Source organism: Pseudomonas sp. AC193 (genome assembly GCF_979258075.1).
In genome coordinates this window covers 5,144,699-5,163,646 of record NZ_OZ409832.1, presented here as the reverse complement: position 1 = coordinate 5,163,646, position 18,948 = coordinate 5,144,699, and the positions used below count along the sequence as shown (strand labels likewise).

Annotated in this window: 15 protein-coding genes; 8 read left to right on the top strand and 7 right to left on the bottom strand. The window is 59.4% G+C overall.

Annotated features, from left to right (window positions below; genetic code table 11):
• Positions 1–77 precede the first annotated feature (77 nt).
• The 4 genes from ACZZ0D_RS23230 (at position 78) to ACZZ0D_RS23215 (ending at position 3,711) form a co-directional block, all read left to right on the top strand.
• Positions 78–758, top strand: coding sequence for a heavy metal response regulator transcription factor (locus ACZZ0D_RS23230; protein WP_053116476.1), 681 nt, complete (start codon positions 78–80; stop codon positions 756–758).
• Positions 748–2,136 carry a heavy metal sensor histidine kinase gene (locus tag ACZZ0D_RS23225; protein ID WP_463554384.1) on the top strand — a complete coding sequence of 463 codons (1,389 nt, stop codon included), beginning with the start codon at positions 748–750 and terminating at the stop codon, positions 2,134–2,136. The genes ACZZ0D_RS23230 and ACZZ0D_RS23225 overlap by 11 nt, the downstream gene beginning before the upstream one ends.
• Positions 2,137–2,246: 110 nt before the next feature.
• On the top strand, positions 2,247–2,495 hold the full coding sequence (locus ACZZ0D_RS23220; RefSeq protein WP_007917667.1) for a helix-turn-helix domain-containing protein: 249 nt from the start codon (positions 2,247–2,249) through the stop codon (positions 2,493–2,495).
• Positions 2,488–3,711 (top strand): type II toxin-antitoxin system HipA family toxin, encoded by a 1,224-nt coding sequence (locus tag ACZZ0D_RS23215; protein ID WP_463554383.1) that lies wholly within the window; start codon positions 2,488–2,490, stop codon positions 3,709–3,711. Before ACZZ0D_RS23220 ends, ACZZ0D_RS23215 begins: the two co-directional genes overlap by 8 nt.
• A gap of 3 nt (positions 3,712–3,714) precedes the next feature.
• Here ACZZ0D_RS23215 and ACZZ0D_RS23210 read toward each other — a convergent pair whose 3' ends face one another.
• Positions 3,715–4,719, bottom strand: coding sequence for an AraC family transcriptional regulator (locus ACZZ0D_RS23210; RefSeq protein WP_053116479.1), 1,005 nt, complete (start codon positions 4,717–4,719; stop codon positions 3,715–3,717).
• A gap of 100 nt (positions 4,720–4,819) precedes the next feature.
• Between ACZZ0D_RS23210 and ACZZ0D_RS23205 the strand changes: the two genes are divergently transcribed.
• A complete protein-coding gene (locus ACZZ0D_RS23205; RefSeq protein ID WP_282355922.1) occupies positions 4,820–5,893 on the top strand; it encodes a fatty acid desaturase in 1,074 nt (357 codons plus the stop codon).
• Between the two features lie 104 nt (positions 5,894–5,997).
• On the opposite strand, the gene ACZZ0D_RS23200 is transcribed toward ACZZ0D_RS23205, so the two are convergent.
• The 3 genes from ACZZ0D_RS23200 to ACZZ0D_RS23190 are packed head-to-tail and all read right to left on the bottom strand — an operon-like array spanning position 5,998 to position 10,033.
• Positions 5,998–7,608, bottom strand: a complete 1,611-nt coding sequence (locus ACZZ0D_RS23200) for an arylsulfatase (protein WP_463554382.1) — start codon at positions 7,606–7,608, stop codon at positions 5,998–6,000.
• A 14-nt stretch (positions 7,609–7,622) separates the two neighbouring features.
• On the bottom strand, positions 7,623–8,438 hold the full coding sequence (locus ACZZ0D_RS23195; protein WP_053116482.1) for an ABC transporter ATP-binding protein: 816 nt from the start codon (positions 8,436–8,438) through the stop codon (positions 7,623–7,625).
• Positions 8,435–10,033, bottom strand: coding sequence for an ABC transporter permease (locus ACZZ0D_RS23190; RefSeq protein ID WP_212546321.1), 1,599 nt, complete (start codon positions 10,031–10,033; stop codon positions 8,435–8,437). Before ACZZ0D_RS23190 ends, ACZZ0D_RS23195 begins: the two co-directional genes overlap by 4 nt.
• Positions 10,034–10,425: 392 nt before the next feature.
• On the opposite strand from ACZZ0D_RS23190, the gene ACZZ0D_RS23185 reads away from it, so the two are divergent.
• On the top strand, positions 10,426–11,439 hold the full coding sequence (locus ACZZ0D_RS23185) for an ABC transporter substrate-binding protein (RefSeq protein WP_463554381.1): 1,014 nt from the start codon (positions 10,426–10,428) through the stop codon (positions 11,437–11,439).
• 97 nt (positions 11,440–11,536) lie between these two features.
• Here ACZZ0D_RS23185 and ACZZ0D_RS23180 read toward each other — a convergent pair whose 3' ends face one another.
• Positions 11,537–12,457: a LysR family transcriptional regulator gene (locus ACZZ0D_RS23180; protein ID WP_053116485.1), complete on the bottom strand. Its 921-nt coding sequence runs from the start codon at positions 12,455–12,457 to the stop codon at positions 11,537–11,539.
• Between the two features lie 181 nt (positions 12,458–12,638).
• Here ACZZ0D_RS23180 and ACZZ0D_RS23175 point away from each other — a divergent pair, with 181 nt between their 5' ends.
• A complete protein-coding gene (locus ACZZ0D_RS23175; protein ID WP_053116486.1) occupies positions 12,639–13,559 on the top strand; it encodes a TauD/TfdA dioxygenase family protein in 921 nt (306 codons plus the stop codon).
• 104 nt (positions 13,560–13,663) lie between these two features.
• Here ACZZ0D_RS23175 and ACZZ0D_RS23170 read toward each other — a convergent pair whose 3' ends face one another.
• A complete protein-coding gene (locus ACZZ0D_RS23170; protein ID WP_463554380.1) occupies positions 13,664–15,280 on the bottom strand; it encodes an alkaline phosphatase family protein in 1,617 nt (538 codons plus the stop codon).
• A 190-nt stretch (positions 15,281–15,470) separates the two neighbouring features.
• Positions 15,471–16,415 carry a LysR family transcriptional regulator gene (locus ACZZ0D_RS23165; protein ID WP_400646099.1) on the bottom strand — a complete coding sequence of 315 codons (945 nt, stop codon included), beginning with the start codon at positions 16,413–16,415 and terminating at the stop codon, positions 15,471–15,473.
• A gap of 165 nt (positions 16,416–16,580) precedes the next feature.
• Here ACZZ0D_RS23165 and ACZZ0D_RS23160 point away from each other — a divergent pair, with 165 nt between their 5' ends.
• Positions 16,581–18,941 carry a TonB-dependent receptor gene (locus ACZZ0D_RS23160; protein WP_159811973.1) on the top strand — a complete coding sequence of 787 codons (2,361 nt, stop codon included), beginning with the start codon at positions 16,581–16,583 and terminating at the stop codon, positions 18,939–18,941.
• Positions 18,942–18,948: the final 7 nt, after the last annotated feature.

Here is an 18,948-nt window from a genome sequence, read left to right as displayed (position 1 = left end):
TCAGTTGGATTACAAGTTTGTAATGGGCAACGTCGCCGAAGGCGCCTAGCCTGTGTGCCTATCAATCGAGGTGTGCCATGCGTTTGCTGGTCGTAGAAGATGAAGCCAAAACCGCAAATTTCCTCGCCAAAGGCCTGGGCGAGTCGGGTTTTGCCGTGGACGTGGCGCTCAATGGCCTCGATGGGCGCTACTTTATCGAGCAGCAGGAATATGACCTGATCATCCTCGACGTGATGCTGCCCGGCCTCAATGGCTGGCAATTGCTGCAGCTGATCCGCCAGCGCGGCGCCACGCCGGTGCTGTTCCTCACCGCCAAGGACGCCATCGAAGACCGTGTGCGCGGCCTCGAACTGGGCGCCGACGATTACTTGCTGAAACCCTTCGCCTTCGCCGAACTGCTCGCGCGCGTGCGCACCTTGCTGCGCCGCGGGCCGATGCGCGAAGCCGAGTCGTACAGCATCGCCGATCTGGAAATCGATGTGCTGCGCCGCCGCGTCAGCCGCAATGGCCAGCGCATCGCCCTGACCAACAAGGAGTTCGCCCTGCTGCAACTGCTCGCCAGTCGCCAGGGCGAAGTGCTGTCGCGCACGCTGATTGCTTCGCAGGTGTGGAACCTGAATTTTGACAGCGACACCAACATGGTCGAAGTCGCCGTGCGGCGTTTGCGCTCGAAAGTCGATGATCCGTACATGCCCAAACTTATCCACACCGTGCGCGGTGTCGGTTATCAACTGGAAGCGCCGGACGATGCGCTCTAAGTCGATCGCCTGGCGACTGGCGCTGGCGTTCGCCATTGTTTGCGCCTTGGTGCTGAGCGCGATTGGCGTGTTTCTCTACCGCTCGCTGGCCTCGGAAATCGCCTACCGCGACGACCTCGCGTTGCTCGGTCGACTCGAGCAAGTGCGCGCCTTGCTCGCCGACAGCGACAGCCTCGGCGCTTTGCAGGCGCGGCCTCGGCTGTATCAGAACATGCTCGGCAATCTCGACAGCCTGTTGCTGGTGCGCCGCGCCGACGGATCGAGCGTGATCGCGATCAATCCACGGCAACGCGAGTTGCCCGCACTGAACGCCATCCGCCGCGAGCAAACGCCGCAGCGTCCCGATGTACTCACGTGGCAAGCGCCGGACGGTGCTGAACTGGCGCTGTTGTCCGGCGAAGCGCAGGGGCCGAACGGCGAGCCGCTGACGGTCATTGCCGGCAAAGTGCTGAGCGAGCGTGAGCAGATGCTCGGCAGCTATCGCATGCGCTTGTACCTGTCGGTTGGCCTCGGTGCGTTGCTCGCTTTTGCCTTGGGCTTGCTCTTACTGCGCCGAGGCCTGCAACCGTTGCGGCAGTTGAGCGAAGCGGTGCGCGGCATCGATCTGCGTAGCCTTGATCAACGCCTGCCTGCCAATGGCACGCCGGCAGAATTGCTTGAACCGGTGCAGGCGCTCAACGGCATGCTCGCGCGGCTGGACGACAGCGTGCAGCGCCTGTCGCAGTTCTCCGCCGACCTCGCCCACGAAATCCGCACGCCGTTGCACACCTTGCTCGCCAGTAACGGCCAGGCGCTGAATCATCCGCGCAGCACCGAGGAATATCAGGAAGTGCTGGCCTCGAACATGGAAGAGTTCGAACGACTCAAGCGCATGGCGGAAAACCTGATGTTCCTCGCCCGGGCAGAACAGGCCGAACGCGCGCTGAGTCTGCAAACCCTGGATTTGCACAGCGTTGGCGGTGAGCTGTGTGATTATTTTGAAGCCTTGGCGGATGACCGTGACGTGCGGCTCGACAATCAATTGCACGGTGAACTGCTTGCCGATCAGCAACTGTTGCAACGGGCGCTCGGCAATCTGCTGGCCAATGCCGTGCGTCATGCCGATCAAGGATCGGTGATCAGTCTGCGTCGCCGCGACGAGCCGGGTGAGTGCTGGTTGCAAGTGCACAACCTTGGCCCGGCGATTGCGCAGGAACATCTGAGCAAACTGTTCGACCGCTTCTACCGCGTCGATCCTTCACGGGCAGAACCGGGGGATTCGGGTGGCTTGGGGCTAGCGATTGTGCAGTCGATCATGCAGTTGCATGGGGGACAGGTGCGGGTGAGTAGTGATGCTGACGGCACTGTTTTTGAGCTGGGGTTTGTGCTGAGCAAGTGATTGCTTCGTGATCACTGGGAACTAGGCTAATCTTGTTCAGTGAGTGCATCAAATGCGATGCAAATTAAACATATATCTAAATTTGCACCATATTTGATGCAGGAAGCCCTATGGAACAGCTTGGCGAGTTGATCAAAGCCCTGCGCAAGGCGAACAAAATGACCCAGCAGGCACTGGCTCAGCAATACGGAATGAGCCGCGCGACGATTTCGGGGATCGAAAACAACACTATTTCGGAAATCGGCCTACGCAAAGTCGAAGCGATCCTCAACGGTTTTGGCTATGAGCTGACTGCGGTTCCGCGTCAGTCTCGTCGACCGACACTCGATACGCTGCAAAAGGTCAACTTCCATGATTGAGTCGTCAGATCGATTAAATGTCTGTGTCGGTGGGCAAGCGGTGGGAACGTTGGCGCGCGGGCAAGATCGAGTCGACAGCGTCTTCAGTTACCGCGAAGAAACCAGTGCTGGAAATGCCGTGTCACTGACAATGCCGTCCCGGCTGGAGAGTTATCGTTGGGAGCATGGCATTCATCCGGTTTTCGAGATGAATCTGCCCGAAGGCGCCCTTCGTGATGAGCTGGTTCGGCGTTTCAGCAAAGCAGTTCGCGGCTTCGATGACTTTGCATTGCTGGCCATTGTCGGCCCCTATCAGCTCGGTCGGTTATCCATTGCCAGCCCATCGATGACGGATCGCCCGCCTGAAACGTCGCTGGCCGATCTGCTGGTGCACGATGGTGCGCAAGGCCTGTTCGAGGATCTGTTGCAAACCTATGGCCAGTATTCCGGAGTGTCCGGGGTGCAGCCTAAAGTGCTGGTACGTGACAGTGCGGCTGCGATTGATCGTCTGACGCATCGGGGATCGACCCATTTGGTCAAAGCTTTTCGGGCTGATGAATATCCGCACTTGGCGACCAACGAATACTTCTGCATGCGTGCCGCGCAACACTGCGGGCTAGAAGTGCCGAACTTCGAGCTCAGCGAACATGGCAGGTTTCTGGTTATCGAGCGCTTTGATTTGAGCGCTACGGGCTACCTGGGTTTTGAGGACTTCTGCGTACTCAACGGTTGGCCGTCGAAAGCCAAATACGACGGCTCTTACGAAGGCGCGGCCCGGCAGATCAAAGCGTTTGTTTCGCCTGCATTGCTCAATCTGGCGCTGGAAGCTTTTTTCAAGATTGTGGCTTTGTCCGCAGGCGTGAAAAACGGCGACGCTCATCTCAAAAACTTCGGCGTGCTTTACGAAAGCTGCGGCGAGGAATCGACAATCAGACTCGCGCCCGCATACGACATCATCACCACATCGGTCTACATAAAGAACGACAGTATGGCGTTGCTCTTGGGTGGCTCGAAGGCTTGGCCCAAGCACAAAATGCTGATGCGGTTTGGTCGTACGGCCTGCAATCTGACGGAGGCGCGTTGCAATGAATTACTGCAGCAAGTCGCTAACGGTATGCAGGTGGCAATGGGCGAAATGGCGGAGTACGGCGCCAGTCATCCGGCGTTCGCCGCGATGGGTGCTGCGATGATCGAACAATGGTCATCCGGTATGGAACGCAGTCTGGCTAAAGGCTGACGATCAACGCAACCCATCGCGAAACTGCCCCGGCGTCATCCCCGTCCAGCGCTTGAACGCGCGGCTGAAGCTGCTGGTATCGGCGAACCCGAGCAAATAACTGACCTCACTCAACGAACACTGCGGATCCCGCAGGTGCAACAGCGCCAGGTTCTCGCGGCTCTCGTTGAGCAGTGTGTCGAAGCGACAACCCTCATCCGCCAGATGCCTTTGCAAGCTGCGCAAACTCAAATGCAACGCTTGAGCAATACGCTCAGCGCTCGGCTCACCTTCCGGCAATTGTTCTTCGATGGCATCGCGCACCTTGCGCTCCCAGGTCAGCGGCTGGAGCTGAGCCATGGTGCGTTTGAGCACTGCCTCATTGTGTTCAGCGAGTTCCGGGTTGGCGTCGTCGAGGTGGCTGTCGAAGTCGACGAGGGCGAACTCCAGACGATCCTCGGCACAACCAAAATGCACCGGGGCGCGGAAGACTTTGTGCCATTGGTGCGCGTCGGTTGGTTCCGGACGGCGCAGATACACGGCGAGTGGCGCGTAATCGCGGCCGAGGCGATTGCGGCAAGTGCGCACGTAGATCGCGGTGAACGCGTCGATGGCTTCGAAGGCTGGCGCCGGATTGCCTGACGGAATTTTTAGACGGAATTGATAGCGGTCGTCGCTGCGGCTCAGTTCCAGCTCCAGCGCATCGCTGACCACCGGGTGATAGCGCACGATGCGTTCAAACACTTCACGCAAACTGCCGCTGGCGACCAGCGCATAACCGAGGGCATGGAACGTGGTCGGGCTGACGAACCGCGACACGCGCAGACCAATCGCCGGGTCGCCGCTGACCTGCACGGCGATTTCCCACAGGCGCGTGGTCCCGGACAGTGGATAGCGCGCGTTGGGGTCGTCCATCAAATTTGGATCAAGCCCGGCCTGTTGGCACAGGGCAATGCTGTCCAGCCCCAGCGCATCGAGTTGTTTGCGCAAGGCACGGGTCCAGCTGGCGAGGGAGGTCGGTTCCTTCATGCTGATTGGCGCTTCCGGTCAACAGGTTGGCGTTCTCGGCTACCACAATTGAAGCACTGGCGAGGCACGATGCGAACATCATAAACCCGAGGATGGAAGCATGGACGGTACTTCTGCAAGTCCCCAACGACACAATGCGGCCCAGCGATCAGCACATATTCGCGAAGTGGTGCTGGCTAAAGGCGTCGAATTGCGTGAGCGCTACCCGATTCTCAAGCATCAGGATGCGCTTGGGGCGGGGATTCTGGCCTTTGCCCTGATCGGGATGATCGGCTCTGCGACGCTGTACATCACCGGCCATATGGCGTGGTGGGCATGCCTGTTGCTCAATGCTTTTTTTGCTTCGCTGACCCATGAGCTGGAGCACGACCTGATCCACAGCATGTATTTCCGCAAGCAGCGCGTGCCGCACAATTTGATGATGGGCCTGGTGTGGCTGGCGCGGCCGAGCACGATCAATCCGTGGATTCGTCGGCATCTGCACCTCAATCACCACAAGGTTTCCGGCACTGAAACCGACATGGAAGAACGCGCGATTACCAACGGTGAGCCATGGGGTTTTGCGCGCTTGCTGATGGTTGGCGACAACGTGATGTCGGCGTTCATCCGCATGCTGCGAGCCAAGACCTGGGCGCACAAGTTCAGCATCATCAAACGCACGTTGAAGGTGTACGCGCCGCTGGCGCTGGTGCATTGGGGTGCGTGGTATGTGTTTCTCGGTTTTCATGCGGCCAATGGCATTGCGTATCTGCTGGGCGCGCCGATTGAATGGTCAGCGACGACGTTGTCGGTGATGCAGGTGATCGATATCGCCGCTGTGGTGATCATCGGCCCGAATGTTTTGCGTACGTTTTGCCTGCACTTCATCAGCTCGAACATGCATTACTACGGCGATGTTGAACTGGGCAATGTGCTGCAGCAGTGTCAGGTGCTCAACCCTTGGTGGCTGTGGCCGTTGCAGGCGTTCTGCTTCAACTTTGGCAGTAGCCACGGGATTCATCATTTTGTGGTGAAGGAACCGTTTTATATCCGCCAGATGACCGTGCCGGTGGCGCATAAGGTGATGCGTGAAATGGGGGTGAGGTTTAATGATTTTGGGACGTTTGGACGGGCGAACCGGTTTGTTCGCAAAGATGCGGTTGCGCAGGAAGAGGTGCGTATCGCTCAGGCATAACGGTTGACTGCAAAGGCCTCTTCGCGAGCAGGCTCGCTCCCACATTTAGAATGCGGTTCCCTGTGGGAGCGAGCCTGCTCGCGAATGCGGTATTTCAGGCAGCATCAATCCGGCTGAAACGGCGACTCACTCAAAATCACCCCGGTCTCTTCGACATACTGCTGCCAATGCCCGATTAGCGCGCTGAGCTTCTCCGGCTGACTCAGCGCCAGATCATGAATCTCCCCCGGATCACGGCTCAAATCATACAGCTGCCACGTCGCCGGCCCCACTGGCCCGGGGATCCACACCGCTTTCCACGATCCCTGCCGAATCGCCCTTCGCCCAAACAATTCCCAACCCGTCACCGTGTGCTCGTCGTGCACCTGCGCGGTCTCGCCCGACAAGAATCCCAGCCACGATTTGCCACGCAATGGCGCCACCGGTTTGCCGTGCCACAGCTTGCCCGGATGACGCATACCGGCCAGATCGAGAATCGTCGGCGTGATGTCCATCACCGTGCCGAAGCCATGGCTGATCTGCCCTTTGATCGCTAATTGCGGATAATGCAGCAGCGCCGGCACGCGAATCCCGCCTTCGGTGGTAAACGCTTTGAACAGCCGCGACGGCGCAGTCGCCACCTGCGCCCAGTTCGGCCCGTACCAGACGTAAGAGTTGGCCCGACCAATGTTGTCGAGGCTGTTGTCGTAATGCTGGCTGAGGTACGTCACCAGTTCCGGGCCGAATTTCGGGAACGCTTCGAGCAGTGCGCCTTCGGCACCGTTATCGGACATGAACAGGATGAAGGTGTTGTCGAGTTGGCCCTGCTGGCGCAGGTAATCAACGACCCGGCCAATGTTCCAGTCCATGCGCTCGACCATCGCCGCGTAGACCTCCATCGCCCGCGCGGAAATCTGCTTTTGCTCGTCGCTTAACGCGTCCCACTGTTTGGTCAACTGAATCAGCGGATGCGGCTCGACGTCTGGCTCAATCAGGCCGAGGGCTTTGAGTTTTTCCAGCCGTTCAAGGCGCAACACTTCCGGGCCGGCGTCATAGCGGCCACGGTATTTCTCGACGATGTCAGCGGGCGCCTGCAACGGCCAGTGCGGCGCGGAGAATGGCAGGTAAGCGAAGAACGGCCGGGTTTGATCACGCTCCTTGAGGTATTGCAGCAACTTGTCGCCGAAGGCATCGGAGGAATAGAAATCCTTCGGCAATTCGTCAAGAAACTGGTCATCTTCGATGTACAGCGCCGGGGTCGATTTCAGCAGGCCGGGGGTTTGCTCATCGTAGGTCGGCTCGAAACCATAGTGGTTGGCAGCGCCCGGTAGCAGCGAAAACGAGCGCTCGAAACCGCGCGCATGCGGCGCCAGTTCAGCTTTCAAGCCGAGGTGCCATTTGCCGCTCATCAACGTTTGATAACCGGCCTCGCGCAGCAGCTCGGGCAGCGCGACGACGCGGTCGTTGAGGTAACCCTCGTAACCCGGTTTGCCGATCAGATCCGGGGTCAGCGTCTCGGCCATGGTGCCGATGCCGGCGATGTGGTGGTCGGTGCCGGTGAGCAGCATCGAACGGGTTGGCGAGCAGGTCGGCGCGGTATGAAAATCGGTGAGGCGCAGGCCGTTGTTGGCCAAGGCATCGAGGTGCGGCGTGGCAATTTCGCCGCCGAACGCACCGATGTCGGAGAAGCCGAGATCGTCGGCCAGAATCACCAGAAAATTGGGACGTTGCGGCATTGCGAAACTCCTGTTCAGCAGGCAATGAACGTCAGCGGCAGATCGCGGATCTGCACCGGCACGCTCGGTTGGTAATGGTCATCACTGGTCAGTTCGTGGAGCAGTTCTTCACGCAACTGATGGAAGTCGAAACTGCTGCGCTGGCGCGGATGGGGCAGGGCGATGTCGACCACTTGCTTGATCCGCCCCGGACGCGGCTCCATCACCACCACGCGGTCGGCGAGGAAGATCGCTTCTTCAACATCGTGGGTGACGAGGATCGTGGTGATCTTCGCGCGATTGCGGATCGCTAACAGCTCGTCCTGCATCTGCTGGCGGGTCAGCGCGTCGAGGGCGCCGAAGGGCTCGTCGAGCAGCAGAATGCGCGGGCTGGCGACGAGGCCGCGAGCAATCGCCACGCGCTGCGCCATGCCGCCGGAGAGTTGGTGCGGATAGGCGCGGGTGAAGTCGCGCAGGCCGACCAGATCGATGAAATCGTCGATGCGTTTTTGCTTTTGTGCCGCGCTCAGCGGCTCGTTGACCAAGCCGAGGCCGATGTTGTCGGCGACGGTCAACCACGGGAATAAACGGTGTTCCTGGAAGACAATGCCGCGCTCGCCGCCGATGCCGCTGACGGCTTTGCCATCGACGGTGATCTGCCCGCGAAATTGCGTATCAAGACCCACCAACAAACGCAGCAAGGTGGATTTTCCGCAGCCGCTGGAACCGACGATGGCGACGAATTCGCCCTCGGCGATGTCCAGGTTGAATTCGCGAATCGCCTCCAGTTCGAAACCGTCGACGTCGAAGGATTTGCCTACGTGGGTAAAGCTGACAATGGGTGCGTTCATGCGTGTCTCCAGCGGGTCGCGCGAATTTCCAGGCGTTGGCCAATAAGGTTGAGCAGGGCGCCGGTGAGGCCGACGAAGAGCATGCACGCCATGATCAGATCCATGCGCAGCAGTTGTTGCGCGCCGATCATCTGGCTGCCGATGCCGCCGTTGGACGGCATGAAATATTCGGCACCGATGGTGCCGAGCCAGGCGTAGATCAGGCTCAGGCGCAGACCGGCGAAAATCCCCGGTGCCGCGCCTGGCAGCACCAGTCTGCGCAGGCGTTGACCAAGGCTCAGGCGCAGCACTTGTGCGGCTTCGTTGAGTTGCGGCGAAAGGTTGGCGACGCTGCGTTGCGTGGCGATAAACAGCGGAAAGAATGCGGCGAGGGCGACGAACACCCACTTCGCCAGTTCCCCCAAACCGAACCACGCGGTGAGCAGCGGCACCCAGGCGAAAATCGCGATCTGACGCAGCGCGGCGAGGGTCGGGCCGAGCACACGTTCGCTGGTGCGTGACAAGCCCAGCAGCAAGCCGAGGGCCAAACCGAGTCCGCCGCCCAACAACAACCCGCCGAGGGTGCGACCCAGGCTCAGGGCCATGCCGTTGATCAACGTGCCATCGAGCAGACCGTCCCACGCCGTAATCAGCACGGCCAGCGGGCTCACCAGAATATTCGGATCGACCCACTGTTGATCGTTCGCCAGTTGCCAAAGCGCGAGCAAGCCCAGCGGCAGCAGCCACGGTTGCAAACGCTGCCAGCCTTCATAGCGCGGGCCGCGACGAATTTCTGCAGTGGCCGGGTGCGGCCAGTGCACCAGTTTTTTATCCAGCAGACCGATGCCGCGATCCATCGCCACGCCGATCAAACCGATCACCACGATGCACACGAAAACGATGTCGAGCATGAACAGCTGGCGCGCCCAGACCATGAGGTAACCGATGCCTTCGCTGGAGGCGAGCAACTCGACTGCGAGCAACGATGTCCAGCCAGCGGCCAGCGCCAAACGCACACCGGCCATGAACGCGGGCAGGGCGGCGGGCAGCACCAATCGACGGATCAGCAGGCGCGGTGGCAGTCGCAACACGGCAGCGGCTTCGCGCAGTTTCGGCTGAGCGTCACGCACGCCGACCAGCGTGTGCAAGGTCACCGGGACGACGATAGCTTTGATCAGCACCACCAGTTTCAACACTTCGCCGATGCCGAAAAACACCATGAACAGCGGAATCCACGCCAGCGTTGGCACCTGCGCCAGACCGGCGAAGGTCGGGAAAATCAGACGCTCCAGACGGCGGCTGAAACCCAGCGCAGCACCCAGCACTGCACCGGCGGAAATCCCTGCGAGCAAACCCCAGAACAAGCGTTGCAGGCTGATCCACAAATGGCTCCACAGCTCACCTTGCGACAGCTCGACGGCGCTGCTCCACACCAGCGACGGCGCCGGCAGGATCTGCTCGCTCATCCATTGGTTGCGCGCGGCCAGCCACCATAGAGCGAACAGACTGATGGGCAGCAGCCATGGCAACAGGCGTTGGTTGATGCTGGGCCAGGAGCGTCGGCTTTTCAGCGGTGGCGCTGGCAGCGGCAAACTGAGCAGAGATTGACGGGCCATGGGTGACCTCCGTTGTCGGGTTGGATCGAGATCGAGTCAAGATCAAAAGATCGCAGCCTTCGGCAGCTCCTACATGGGATTGCGTTGCCCCTGTAGGAGCTGCCGAAGGCTGCGATCTTTAGCGGTATTAGCTACAAACGAAAAGTTATAAGCAGTAGTTAAAAACGTATTTAAAGAGATAAGCAGCGCCATTTAAGGCCTCCAGCCCACAGGCATCCAATGCATTCGAAGAATATTTTCGATGCTGTTAATGCATACGCCGCTGTAAGCCCCGGCGTTGTTCGCTTAGCGTTAAAAGCTATAAAAATGTGCATTTATAGTATTTAAGCGAAGGTGTTGCTTCGGCCTACTTTCGGCTCCTTAACGCCTGTATTGATCAAGGAGCCGCACCCATGAACCTTCCTTTCAAACGTGTCATCAGCCTGTTTGCCGCCCCGGCGCTGGCGGGTTTTCTCACGCTGACGGCGCAGGCCGATGAGCTGAAGGAAATCCGCATCGCCGTGCCTGATCTGAGCGCCGGCACTCAACACAGTGGCGGCGGTGTGGTCGACGTGCTGCGTGATCAGCAGATCTTCGAAAAGGCCTTTGCCGATCAGGGCATCAAGATTCAGTGGAATTTCTTCAAGGGTGCGGGGCCGGTGATCAATGAGGCGTTTGCCAATGGTCAGGTTGATCTGGCGTATCTCGGGGATCTGGCGGCGATCATTGGCAAGTCCAACGGCCTCGATACGCGGCTGCTAAATGCCGGTGCACGTGGGGTGAAGCAGTATCTCGGCGTGGTGCCGGGTTCCGGGATCAAGACCTTGCAGGATCTGAAGGGCAAGCGTGTGGCGATCTTCAAGGGCACCGCGACGCAGTTGTCGTTTGACGCGGCGCTGGCCAGTCAGGGCTTGAGCGAGAAGGATCTGAAGGTCATCAACCTCGACTTCACCGGCGCGACCGCTGCACTGGCGGCGAAGCAGATTGATGCGTCGTGGGGCAGTTCCGGGTTGGCGGCATTGCAAATCAAGGGCTTGGCCGAGTTGCCGTTGAACACCAAGGATTTGGGCGGGGCCGGCAGTGTGCAGTCGGTGTTGGTGGGCAGCGGCAAGTTTGTTGATGGGCATCCGGAAGTGGTGGCGAAGTTGTTAAAGGCGCAGCAGCAGGCCGTGGAATGGCTGACGCAGGACAGCAACAAGGATGCGTACGTGCAGTTGGTGTCAGGGCTGGCGAGTTATCCGCCGGTGATTCTGACTGAAGATCTGAAAGATCAGAAACTGAGCGAGGTATTCCCGTCGACGCTGGATCCGGCGTTCTTGGGTAGCTTGCAGGACAAGGTCGATCTGGCGGCGCAGCAAAGGCTGATTCGCAAGCCGTTCAAGGTTAATGAATGGGTGGCGCCTGGGTTGGCAGCGGCCAAGCTCTGAATTTTTATTGCTTTAAAGGGCCTCTTCGCGAGCAAGCCCGCTCCCACATTTTGGAATGCGATTCCCTGTGGGAGCGAGCCTGCTCGCGGAAAGTGTCCTAAACAGCGACGCGATGTTCCTCTCGATCCACCGCCACCAACGTCTCAATCATCGCCCGCGCCGCCGGTGACAGCCGAAACCCGGTACGGCTGACGATCCCGCAACGCGCATTCATGCTCTCCAGGTTCTGCGGCAAATTACGCCAGTGCAGCAGCACCAGCGAACCCTTGGCAATGTCCTCGACAAATGCCTCCTCCGTGCCCACGCCAATCGCATTCGATTGCAGCACCACTTTCACCAGCGCCGGAAAATGCTCGGTCTCGATGGTCGGCGAAAAATCGATCCTGCCGCTGAGATTCGCCAGCAGTTTACGAATGCCCGGCGGGATCCGCGTGGTCGCCAGCGGGTAGTCGAACATGTCGTTGGTCGACAGGCTTTCCTTGGCCAACAACGGATGCCCTGGACGGCAGAAAAACACTCCACGCTTGGGCGTCAGAGCTTGCGTCTGAAAGTTCGGATCCGCCTCGAAATGACGAATGTCGGCGATGAAAAATTCGATCTCTTCACGGCTCAGCGCGCGGCTGAGTTTTTCCCAGTTATCCACTTGAAAACAGGTGCGCACTTTCGGGTGCGCATTGATGAATTGCGCCACTGCATCCGGCACCAGTTTCACCGCCGGCGCCGGGCCGCAACCGAAGTGCACTTCGCCGGCATCAAGCTTGGTCATCTGCGTCACTTCCGCGCTGAGCATCGCCGCGCCTTGTACCAGGCTCAGGGCGTGTTGCAGCACCACTTGGCCTTCGGGGGTGGGGCGTAAATCCTTGTTGCCGCGATCCACCAGCACGCAGCCGAACTCCTGCTCAAGCCCTTGAATACTGCGGCTGAACGCCGGTTGAGTGATGCCCATCGCGTCCGCCGCACGGACAAAACTGCGGTGTTCGTTGAGGGCGATGAAGTAGCGCAACTGGCGAAGATCCATATGCTTTTCCGGCATCCTAAAAATAGCTCGAAGGCATTTGCGACGAGGGTTGCTAGAGGTTTTAAATGCAAGCTCTTATTCCGTCAACGAAGCATGTGAATATCTATTAGATGTAAATGGAATATAGATAGAGCAATGTTTCGCTGCCGCCCAACCATAAGCAGTCGATGAGGGTCTACCCATGAGCAATGCCGCACTCGCAGTAAAACCCGCTGTCCACGCGCTGGAAATTCACCCGGTGGCCGGTCGTATCGGCGCCGAGATTCGTGGCGTGCACTTGTCCGGTGAACTGGACGCCGCCACCGTCGAAGCCATTCAACAGGCGCTGGTTCAGTACAAAGTCGTGTTCTTCCGCGAACAGACTCAGCTCGACGATCAGCGTCAGGAAGCCTTTGCTCATTTGCTCGGCGAACCGGTGGCGCACCCGACCGTGCCGTCCCGTGAAGGCACGCGTTATCTGCTCGAACTGGACGGCGCTGAAGGTCAGCGCGCCAACTCCTGGCACACCGACGTGACCTTCGTCGACGCCTATCCGAAAGCCTCGATCCTGCGCTCGGTGGTGGCCCCGGCCTTCGGTGGCGACACCCTGTGGGCCAACACCGCGACGGCATACAACGGCTTGCCGACTGAGCTGCGCGAACTGGCCGATAAACTGGTCGCCGTGCACAGCAACGAGTACGACTACGCCAGTGCGAAACCGGACGTGTCGGCAGAGAAGCTGGAGCGCTATCGCAAGGTCTTCACATCGACTGTTTACGAGACTGAGCACCCGGTGGTGCGCGTGCACCCGATCAGCGGCGAGAAGAGCTTGTTGTTGGGGCATTTCGTTAAACGCATCAAAGGTTACTCGCAGGCTGATTCGGCGCATTTGTTTGGGCTTTTGCAGAGCCATGTGATCCGTCAGGAAAACACTGTGCGCTGGCGCTGGAAGGCGGGTGATGTGGCGATCTGGGATAACCGTTCGACGCAGCATTATGCGATTGATGATTACGGGACTCAGGATCGGGTGGTGCGTCGGGTGACGTTGAAGGGTGAGGTGCCGGTGGGGGCGAACGGGCAGCGTAGCCAGACTATCAAAGGCGCGGACATCGTCGGCGTCTGATCGGACTCGATACCTGTAGGAGCTGTCGAGTGAAACGAGGCTGCGATCTTTTGATTTGAAGATCAGGATCAAAAGATCGCAGCGTGCCGCAGCTCCTACCGGAATCACCAAACGCCGATCTGAACGACTTTCTCGGATTCCGGCTCACCGTAGCGAAACCGCTGACCACGCCCATCAATCTCCTGATGACTGATCGTCGTGCGCCGCTTCAACCCCCGCACCCACTCAAACAAATACCCTGCATGCTCCTCGCGCACCGCCGCGAATTCCGGATCCTCGCCCAAATCACGCAGCTCCTGCGGATCATTCAGCAAATCAAACAACTGCGGCCGAAAGCCGTCGTACGCCAGGTATTTCCAGCGTTCGCTGCGCACCATGGTCATGCGGCAACGATCGATCGGCTGGCCCAGTCGCTCCCGCGCAGGCGCCTGAAACGCGTAGTCGTATTCGCTGATCGCATAGCGGCGCCAGTCCGGATTCTCTCCGTGCAGAAGCGGGATCAACGAACGACCCTCAAGTCGATGCTCCGCCGCCGGCAATCCCAGCGCTTGAAGAAACGTCGGCAACGCATCAATGGTTTCCGCCAGCCGATCATCCACCGTGCCGCGCGTGGAATCCGCCGCCGCCCGAGGGTCGCGCACGATCAGTGGTACGCCCACCGCCTGCTCCAGCAAAAACTCCTTCTCGCCGAGCCAGTGATCGCCCAGAAAGTCGCCGTGATCGCTGGTGAACACGATCAACGTGTCATCCCAACGCTCATTGCTCTGCAGAAAATCGAACAGACGCCCGAGTTGATCATCGACTTGCTTGACCAGGCCCATGTACGTGGGGATTACAGTCAATCGTACTGAATCGCGGGAGAAGTTGAGGCTTTCCTCATGCTGGCGAAAGGCAGTGTATACGGGGTGTTTGCTGGCTTCGGAGGGCGTCGCGCGGATCGGTTCGAGAATCGATTTCGTACTGTACAAGGTGTGGTACGGCGCTGGTACGATGTAGGGCCAGTGCGGTTTGATATAGGAAAGGTGTAAACACCACGATTTCTCGCCTTGCTCGGTGATGAAGTCGATGGCTCGATTTGTAGTGTAGACAGTCTCTGAGTGCTGCTCGGGAATTCGTGCTGGCAATTTCGAATGACGCATTTGCCAGCCGCTGAGGATTTCGCCGTTGTCGCCTTCGGCGGCGTTGGCCCAGTCGTGCCAGGGATTTTTGCCGTCGAAGCCCTGTTCACGCAGGTAATGGGTGTAGGGCGCAGATTCGCGTTTGTCATCGAACAGCGGATCGTCGGGATAGATGCCGTCGTGGCGCATGTATGGTTCGAAACCGACTTCGTTGAGAATTTCGGCTTGCTCGCTCTCGGGGTTGATCGCCAGACGTTGCAAGGCATCCACGTTCGCCGTTGCGTGAGTCTTGCCAACCAGTGCAGTGCGGATGCCGTGCGGGCGCAGGTAATCGCCGATCGTCAGTTCTTCCAGCGGCAGCGGCACGGCGTTCCAGGCGACTTGATGACTGCTGACGTAACGCCCGGTGTAGGCCGACATCCGCGATGGGCCGCAGATCGTGCCTTGGGTGTAGGCGCGGCTGAAACGTACGCCGGCGGCGGCGAGGCGATCGATGTTCGGCGTGTGCAAATGTGGGTGGCCGTAGCAGGACAGGTAATCGCGGCGCAGTTGATCGCACATGATGTACAGCACGTTGCGCACGGGGTTTGGCGGGGTGGGCATGGGATTCACCGGTCAGTGGGACAGGCGAGGGTTTTCGCTTTCGGTGGGGGTGTTCGGCAAGTGCATTTGGGGAATGGGGTTTATGCAGGGAGTGCATCGGTGCCTGCGCAGCAGCCTTCGCGAGCAAGCCCGCTCCCACATTTGAAATGCGTTCCTCTGTGGGAGCGGGCTTGCTCGCGAAGGCGGTCGATCAGACGGCAAGTCTATCCAGCGAACACACCTCCTCATCCACCGCATCAATCACCTTGATCTGCTCAATCATCGCCTCCGCCAACGGCGACAACCGATACCCCGCGCGGCTGACTATCCCATAGCGCGTATACAGCTCCTCCAGATCATCCGCCAAACCCTCAACCCGCAAACACACCAGCTCACCCTTGGCCTGATGCAGGGCATCCGAATACGCGCCGACAATCCCGATCGCCTCCGAACGCAGCACCACACTGAGCAGACTTGAGCTGTTTTCGCACTCCACATTCGGGGTGAAATCCGGGCGGCCGCTGAGGTCGACAATCACCTTGCGCAGGTTCGGCGGGCGGATGCTCACCGCCAGCGGATAACTCATCAATTGCTCGGCGGTGACTCGATCAAATGCCGCCAACGGATGCCCCGCGCGGCAGCAGAAATGCCATTTACGCGGGCGCAACCGATGCGTCAGATAATCCGGATCCGCCTCGAAATGCCGAGTGTCCGCAACGAAGAACTCAAACTCTTCGCTCAACAAGCGTTTGCTCAAACTCTGCCAATCATCGACCTGAAACTGCACCCGCGCTTTCGGGTAGCGACCGATGAAGCTGCCAATTGCGCGCGGGATCAAACCCGCCGCTGGCGCCGGCCCGCAACCGAAGCGCAATTCCCCTGCCTCCAGCCCATTGAACTGGCTGATCTCGTTGGCCATTTGCTGCGCACCACTGACCAGCCGCCGCGCGTGTTCGAGCAGCACCTGGCCCTGTTTGGTCGGCGGTAATTCCTTGCGCCCGCGATCGACCAACTGGCAGCCGACGCTGTGCTCCAGCGCCTGAATGCTGCGGCTGAATGCCGACTGCGACAGGTTCACCGCCTGCGCGCCGGCGACGAAGCTGCGTTGCTCAGCCAAGGCGATGAAGTGACGAAGTTGTCGCAAGTCGATATGCATTTTTCACATAAAAAATATCCGGGAAATGCATTGGATATGCATTAGGTCGACTCCTTATAAAGGCATTCTCTTATGCAGTAAATATTTGTAAATCCATAAATAAATAACTTAAAAGAATATGCAGCGCTGAAGATGTCTGTGTGTTTTTTGACCAGGAGCCGCGCCATGAGTCCGTTGAACCTAGCGTCACCCTTAACACCACGACGGCTCAAACGCCTGCCTCTGGCCTTGTTGCTGGCAGGGAGCGCCAGTTGGACTCACAGCTACGCCGCCGAAACGGAAACCCCGACGCCGGTACCCGCAGGCAAACCGGCGGCCAACAGTTCGCAGCTGGAAACCGTGACCGTGACCACTCGCCGCCGCGAAGAAAGTTCGCAGGATGTACCGACGCCAATGAGCGTGGTCAGCGGCCAGAATCTGGAGACGCAACGGGTTTACCGGATTCAGGATTTGCAGCAACTGGTGCCGAGCGTCAACGTCGCCTACATGCATGCGCGGCAGTCCAGCGTGTCGATCCGAGGCCTGGGCAATAACCCGGCGAGCGATGGTCTGGAAGGCAGCGTCGGGCTGTACATCGACAACGTGTATCTCGGCCGTCCAGGCATGGCGGTGTTCGATTTGATGGACATCGAACAGCTCGAAGTTTTGCGTGGGCCGCAGGGTACGCTGTTCGGCAAAAACACCACCGCCGGGGTGATCAATATCAGCACCCGCGCGCCGACCTTCACGCCTGAGCGCAGCATCGAAACCTCGGTCGGCGAAGACGGTTATTTCCAAACCAAAGGCACGATTTCTGGGCCGCTCAACGATGAGCTGGCCGGACGTTTTTCGGCGTATCGCACACGCAGTGACGGCGACATCAAGAACGAATACAACGGCCATGATTTGAACGGCGGCTCGCGCGATGGCTTCCGCGCCCAGTTGCTGTTCAAGCCGAATGAAGACTTCAACCTGCGCTGGATCGGCGACTACAACGAAGAGGATTCCAGTGCCGGCACCCGCGTGCTGTACGACACCGGGCCGACCATCAACGGCGTCAATCTCTATTCGGCGCGGGCAGCGGCGGCCGGGGCAACGTTGGTCAACGGCTCGCACCGCAAGGTCAATCTGGACAGCGATCAACACGTCACCGTGCATCAGGGCGGCACCTCGGTTGAAGCCAATTGGGCACTGCCGAGCGATTTCACCCTGACCTCGATCAGCTCGTATCGCTTCTGGAATTTCACCCCGAAAAATGACGATGGTCTCAACGTCGCGTCGACTTACAACGCTGGTGTTTCGGTAGAAGACAAACAGTACTCACAGGAATTTCGCCTGGCGTCGCCCAAGGGCGAGTTCTTCGATTACGTCGTCGGCGCCTACTACTTCGGCAACGATCTGGACAACAAATCCTTCGCTTATTACGGCCCGCAAGCGGACATCTGGAACGGCACGCCGGCCGGTGCGCTGGCCAACATTGGCAGCGTCGGCAACGGCCATATCAAGACCGACAGTTTTGCGCTGTTTGCCCAAGGCACCTGGCATCTGACCGAGCGCCTGGATTTCACCGCTGGTGTGCGCGGCACTTATGAAGAGAAGAACGCCTGGGTCACTCGCGATGCGCCGGTCGGTGGCGCGGCGGTGACGGGTGCAGCGGCAACGGCGCGGCGCGGTCGTGCCGGCGCCTACGATTCCGGCGATTTGAATCAGTACAGTTCCAGCCCGTCCGGTTTGCTCAACCTCAGCTATCGCATCACCGACGATGTGCTCGGTTACGCGACCGTGTCCCACGGTGAAAAATCCGGTGGCGTTAACCTCTCGGTCGGCTCTGCACCCGCCGCCGGCGCCGACTCGTTGTTGATCGGCACCGAGCGCGCAAACAACGCGGAGCTCGGTTTCAAAAGCACGCTGTGGGATCGTCGTTTGCAGCTCAACGCCAACGTCTTCTGGACACAGGTCAACGCCTATCAGACCAACGCTTACGACGACGTCAACCGCGTGCAATACCTGACCAACGCCGGCTCCGTACGCTCGCGCGGCGTCGAGTTTGAAAGCACGGTGATCCCGCTGCGCGGCCTGACCCTGAACTTCAACGGCTCCTTCAACGACGTCAGCTACCTCTCCTACAAAGACGCGCCGTGCCCGCCGGAAATCAGCCAGGCACCGGGTGCCCCAGCCTCTTGCGACCTCAGCGGTCACCAAGTGGTCGGCGCTTCGAAATGGATCGGCAACGCCAACGGCGAATACAAATGGAATCTCGATAACGGCTTCGAACCGTACGTCACCGGCAGCTATGCCTTCCGCTCGAAAGCCGTCGGCACGGTCGAGGATTCCGACTATGGGCAGATCCCGAGTTACGCGGTGGTCAACCTTTCCACCGGCCTGCGCGGCGACTTCAACCAAGGGCAGTGGGACATCTCGCTGTGGCTGAAAAACGCCTTCGACAAAACCTACTACACGACCCTGTGGACGGGCGGCAACGGCGGCTATGAAGGCCTGCTCGGCACACCGCGAACCCTCGGCGTCACCGGTCGCTACGACTTCTGATAAGTCA

Bases quoted from the DNA above. Each gene is read 5' to 3' on its own strand.
- ACZZ0D_RS23230 (WP_053116476.1), top strand. From the start codon at position 78: ATGCGTTTGCTGGTCGTAGAAGATGAAGCCAAAACCGCAAATTTCCTC.
- ACZZ0D_RS23225 (WP_463554384.1), top strand. From the start codon at position 748: ATGCGCTCTAAGTCGATCGCCTGGCGACTGGCGCTGGCGTTCGCCATT.
- ACZZ0D_RS23220 (WP_007917667.1), top strand. From the start codon at position 2,247: ATGGAACAGCTTGGCGAGTTGATCAAAGCCCTGCGCAAGGCGAACAAA.
- ACZZ0D_RS23215 (WP_463554383.1), top strand. From the start codon at position 2,488: ATGATTGAGTCGTCAGATCGATTAAATGTCTGTGTCGGTGGGCAAGCG.
- ACZZ0D_RS23210 (WP_053116479.1), bottom strand. From the start codon at position 4,719: ATGAAGGAACCGACCTCCCTCGCCAGCTGGACCCGTGCCTTGCGCAAA.
- ACZZ0D_RS23205 (WP_282355922.1), top strand. From the start codon at position 4,820: ATGGACGGTACTTCTGCAAGTCCCCAACGACACAATGCGGCCCAGCGA.
- ACZZ0D_RS23200 (WP_463554382.1), bottom strand. From the start codon at position 7,608: ATGCCGCAACGTCCCAATTTTCTGGTGATTCTGGCCGACGATCTCGGC.
- ACZZ0D_RS23195 (WP_053116482.1), bottom strand. From the start codon at position 8,438: ATGAACGCACCCATTGTCAGCTTTACCCACGTAGGCAAATCCTTCGAC.
- ACZZ0D_RS23190 (WP_212546321.1), bottom strand. From the start codon at position 10,033: ATGGCCCGTCAATCTCTGCTCAGTTTGCCGCTGCCAGCGCCACCGCTG.
- ACZZ0D_RS23185 (WP_463554381.1), top strand. From the start codon at position 10,426: ATGAACCTTCCTTTCAAACGTGTCATCAGCCTGTTTGCCGCCCCGGCG.
- ACZZ0D_RS23180 (WP_053116485.1), bottom strand. From the start codon at position 12,457: ATGGATCTTCGCCAGTTGCGCTACTTCATCGCCCTCAACGAACACCGC.
- ACZZ0D_RS23175 (WP_053116486.1), top strand. From the start codon at position 12,639: ATGAGCAATGCCGCACTCGCAGTAAAACCCGCTGTCCACGCGCTGGAA.
- ACZZ0D_RS23170 (WP_463554380.1), bottom strand. From the start codon at position 15,280: ATGCCCACCCCGCCAAACCCCGTGCGCAACGTGCTGTACATCATGTGC.
- ACZZ0D_RS23165 (WP_400646099.1), bottom strand. From the start codon at position 16,415: ATGCATATCGACTTGCGACAACTTCGTCACTTCATCGCCTTGGCTGAG.
- ACZZ0D_RS23160 (WP_159811973.1), top strand. From the start codon at position 16,581: ATGAGTCCGTTGAACCTAGCGTCACCCTTAACACCACGACGGCTCAAA.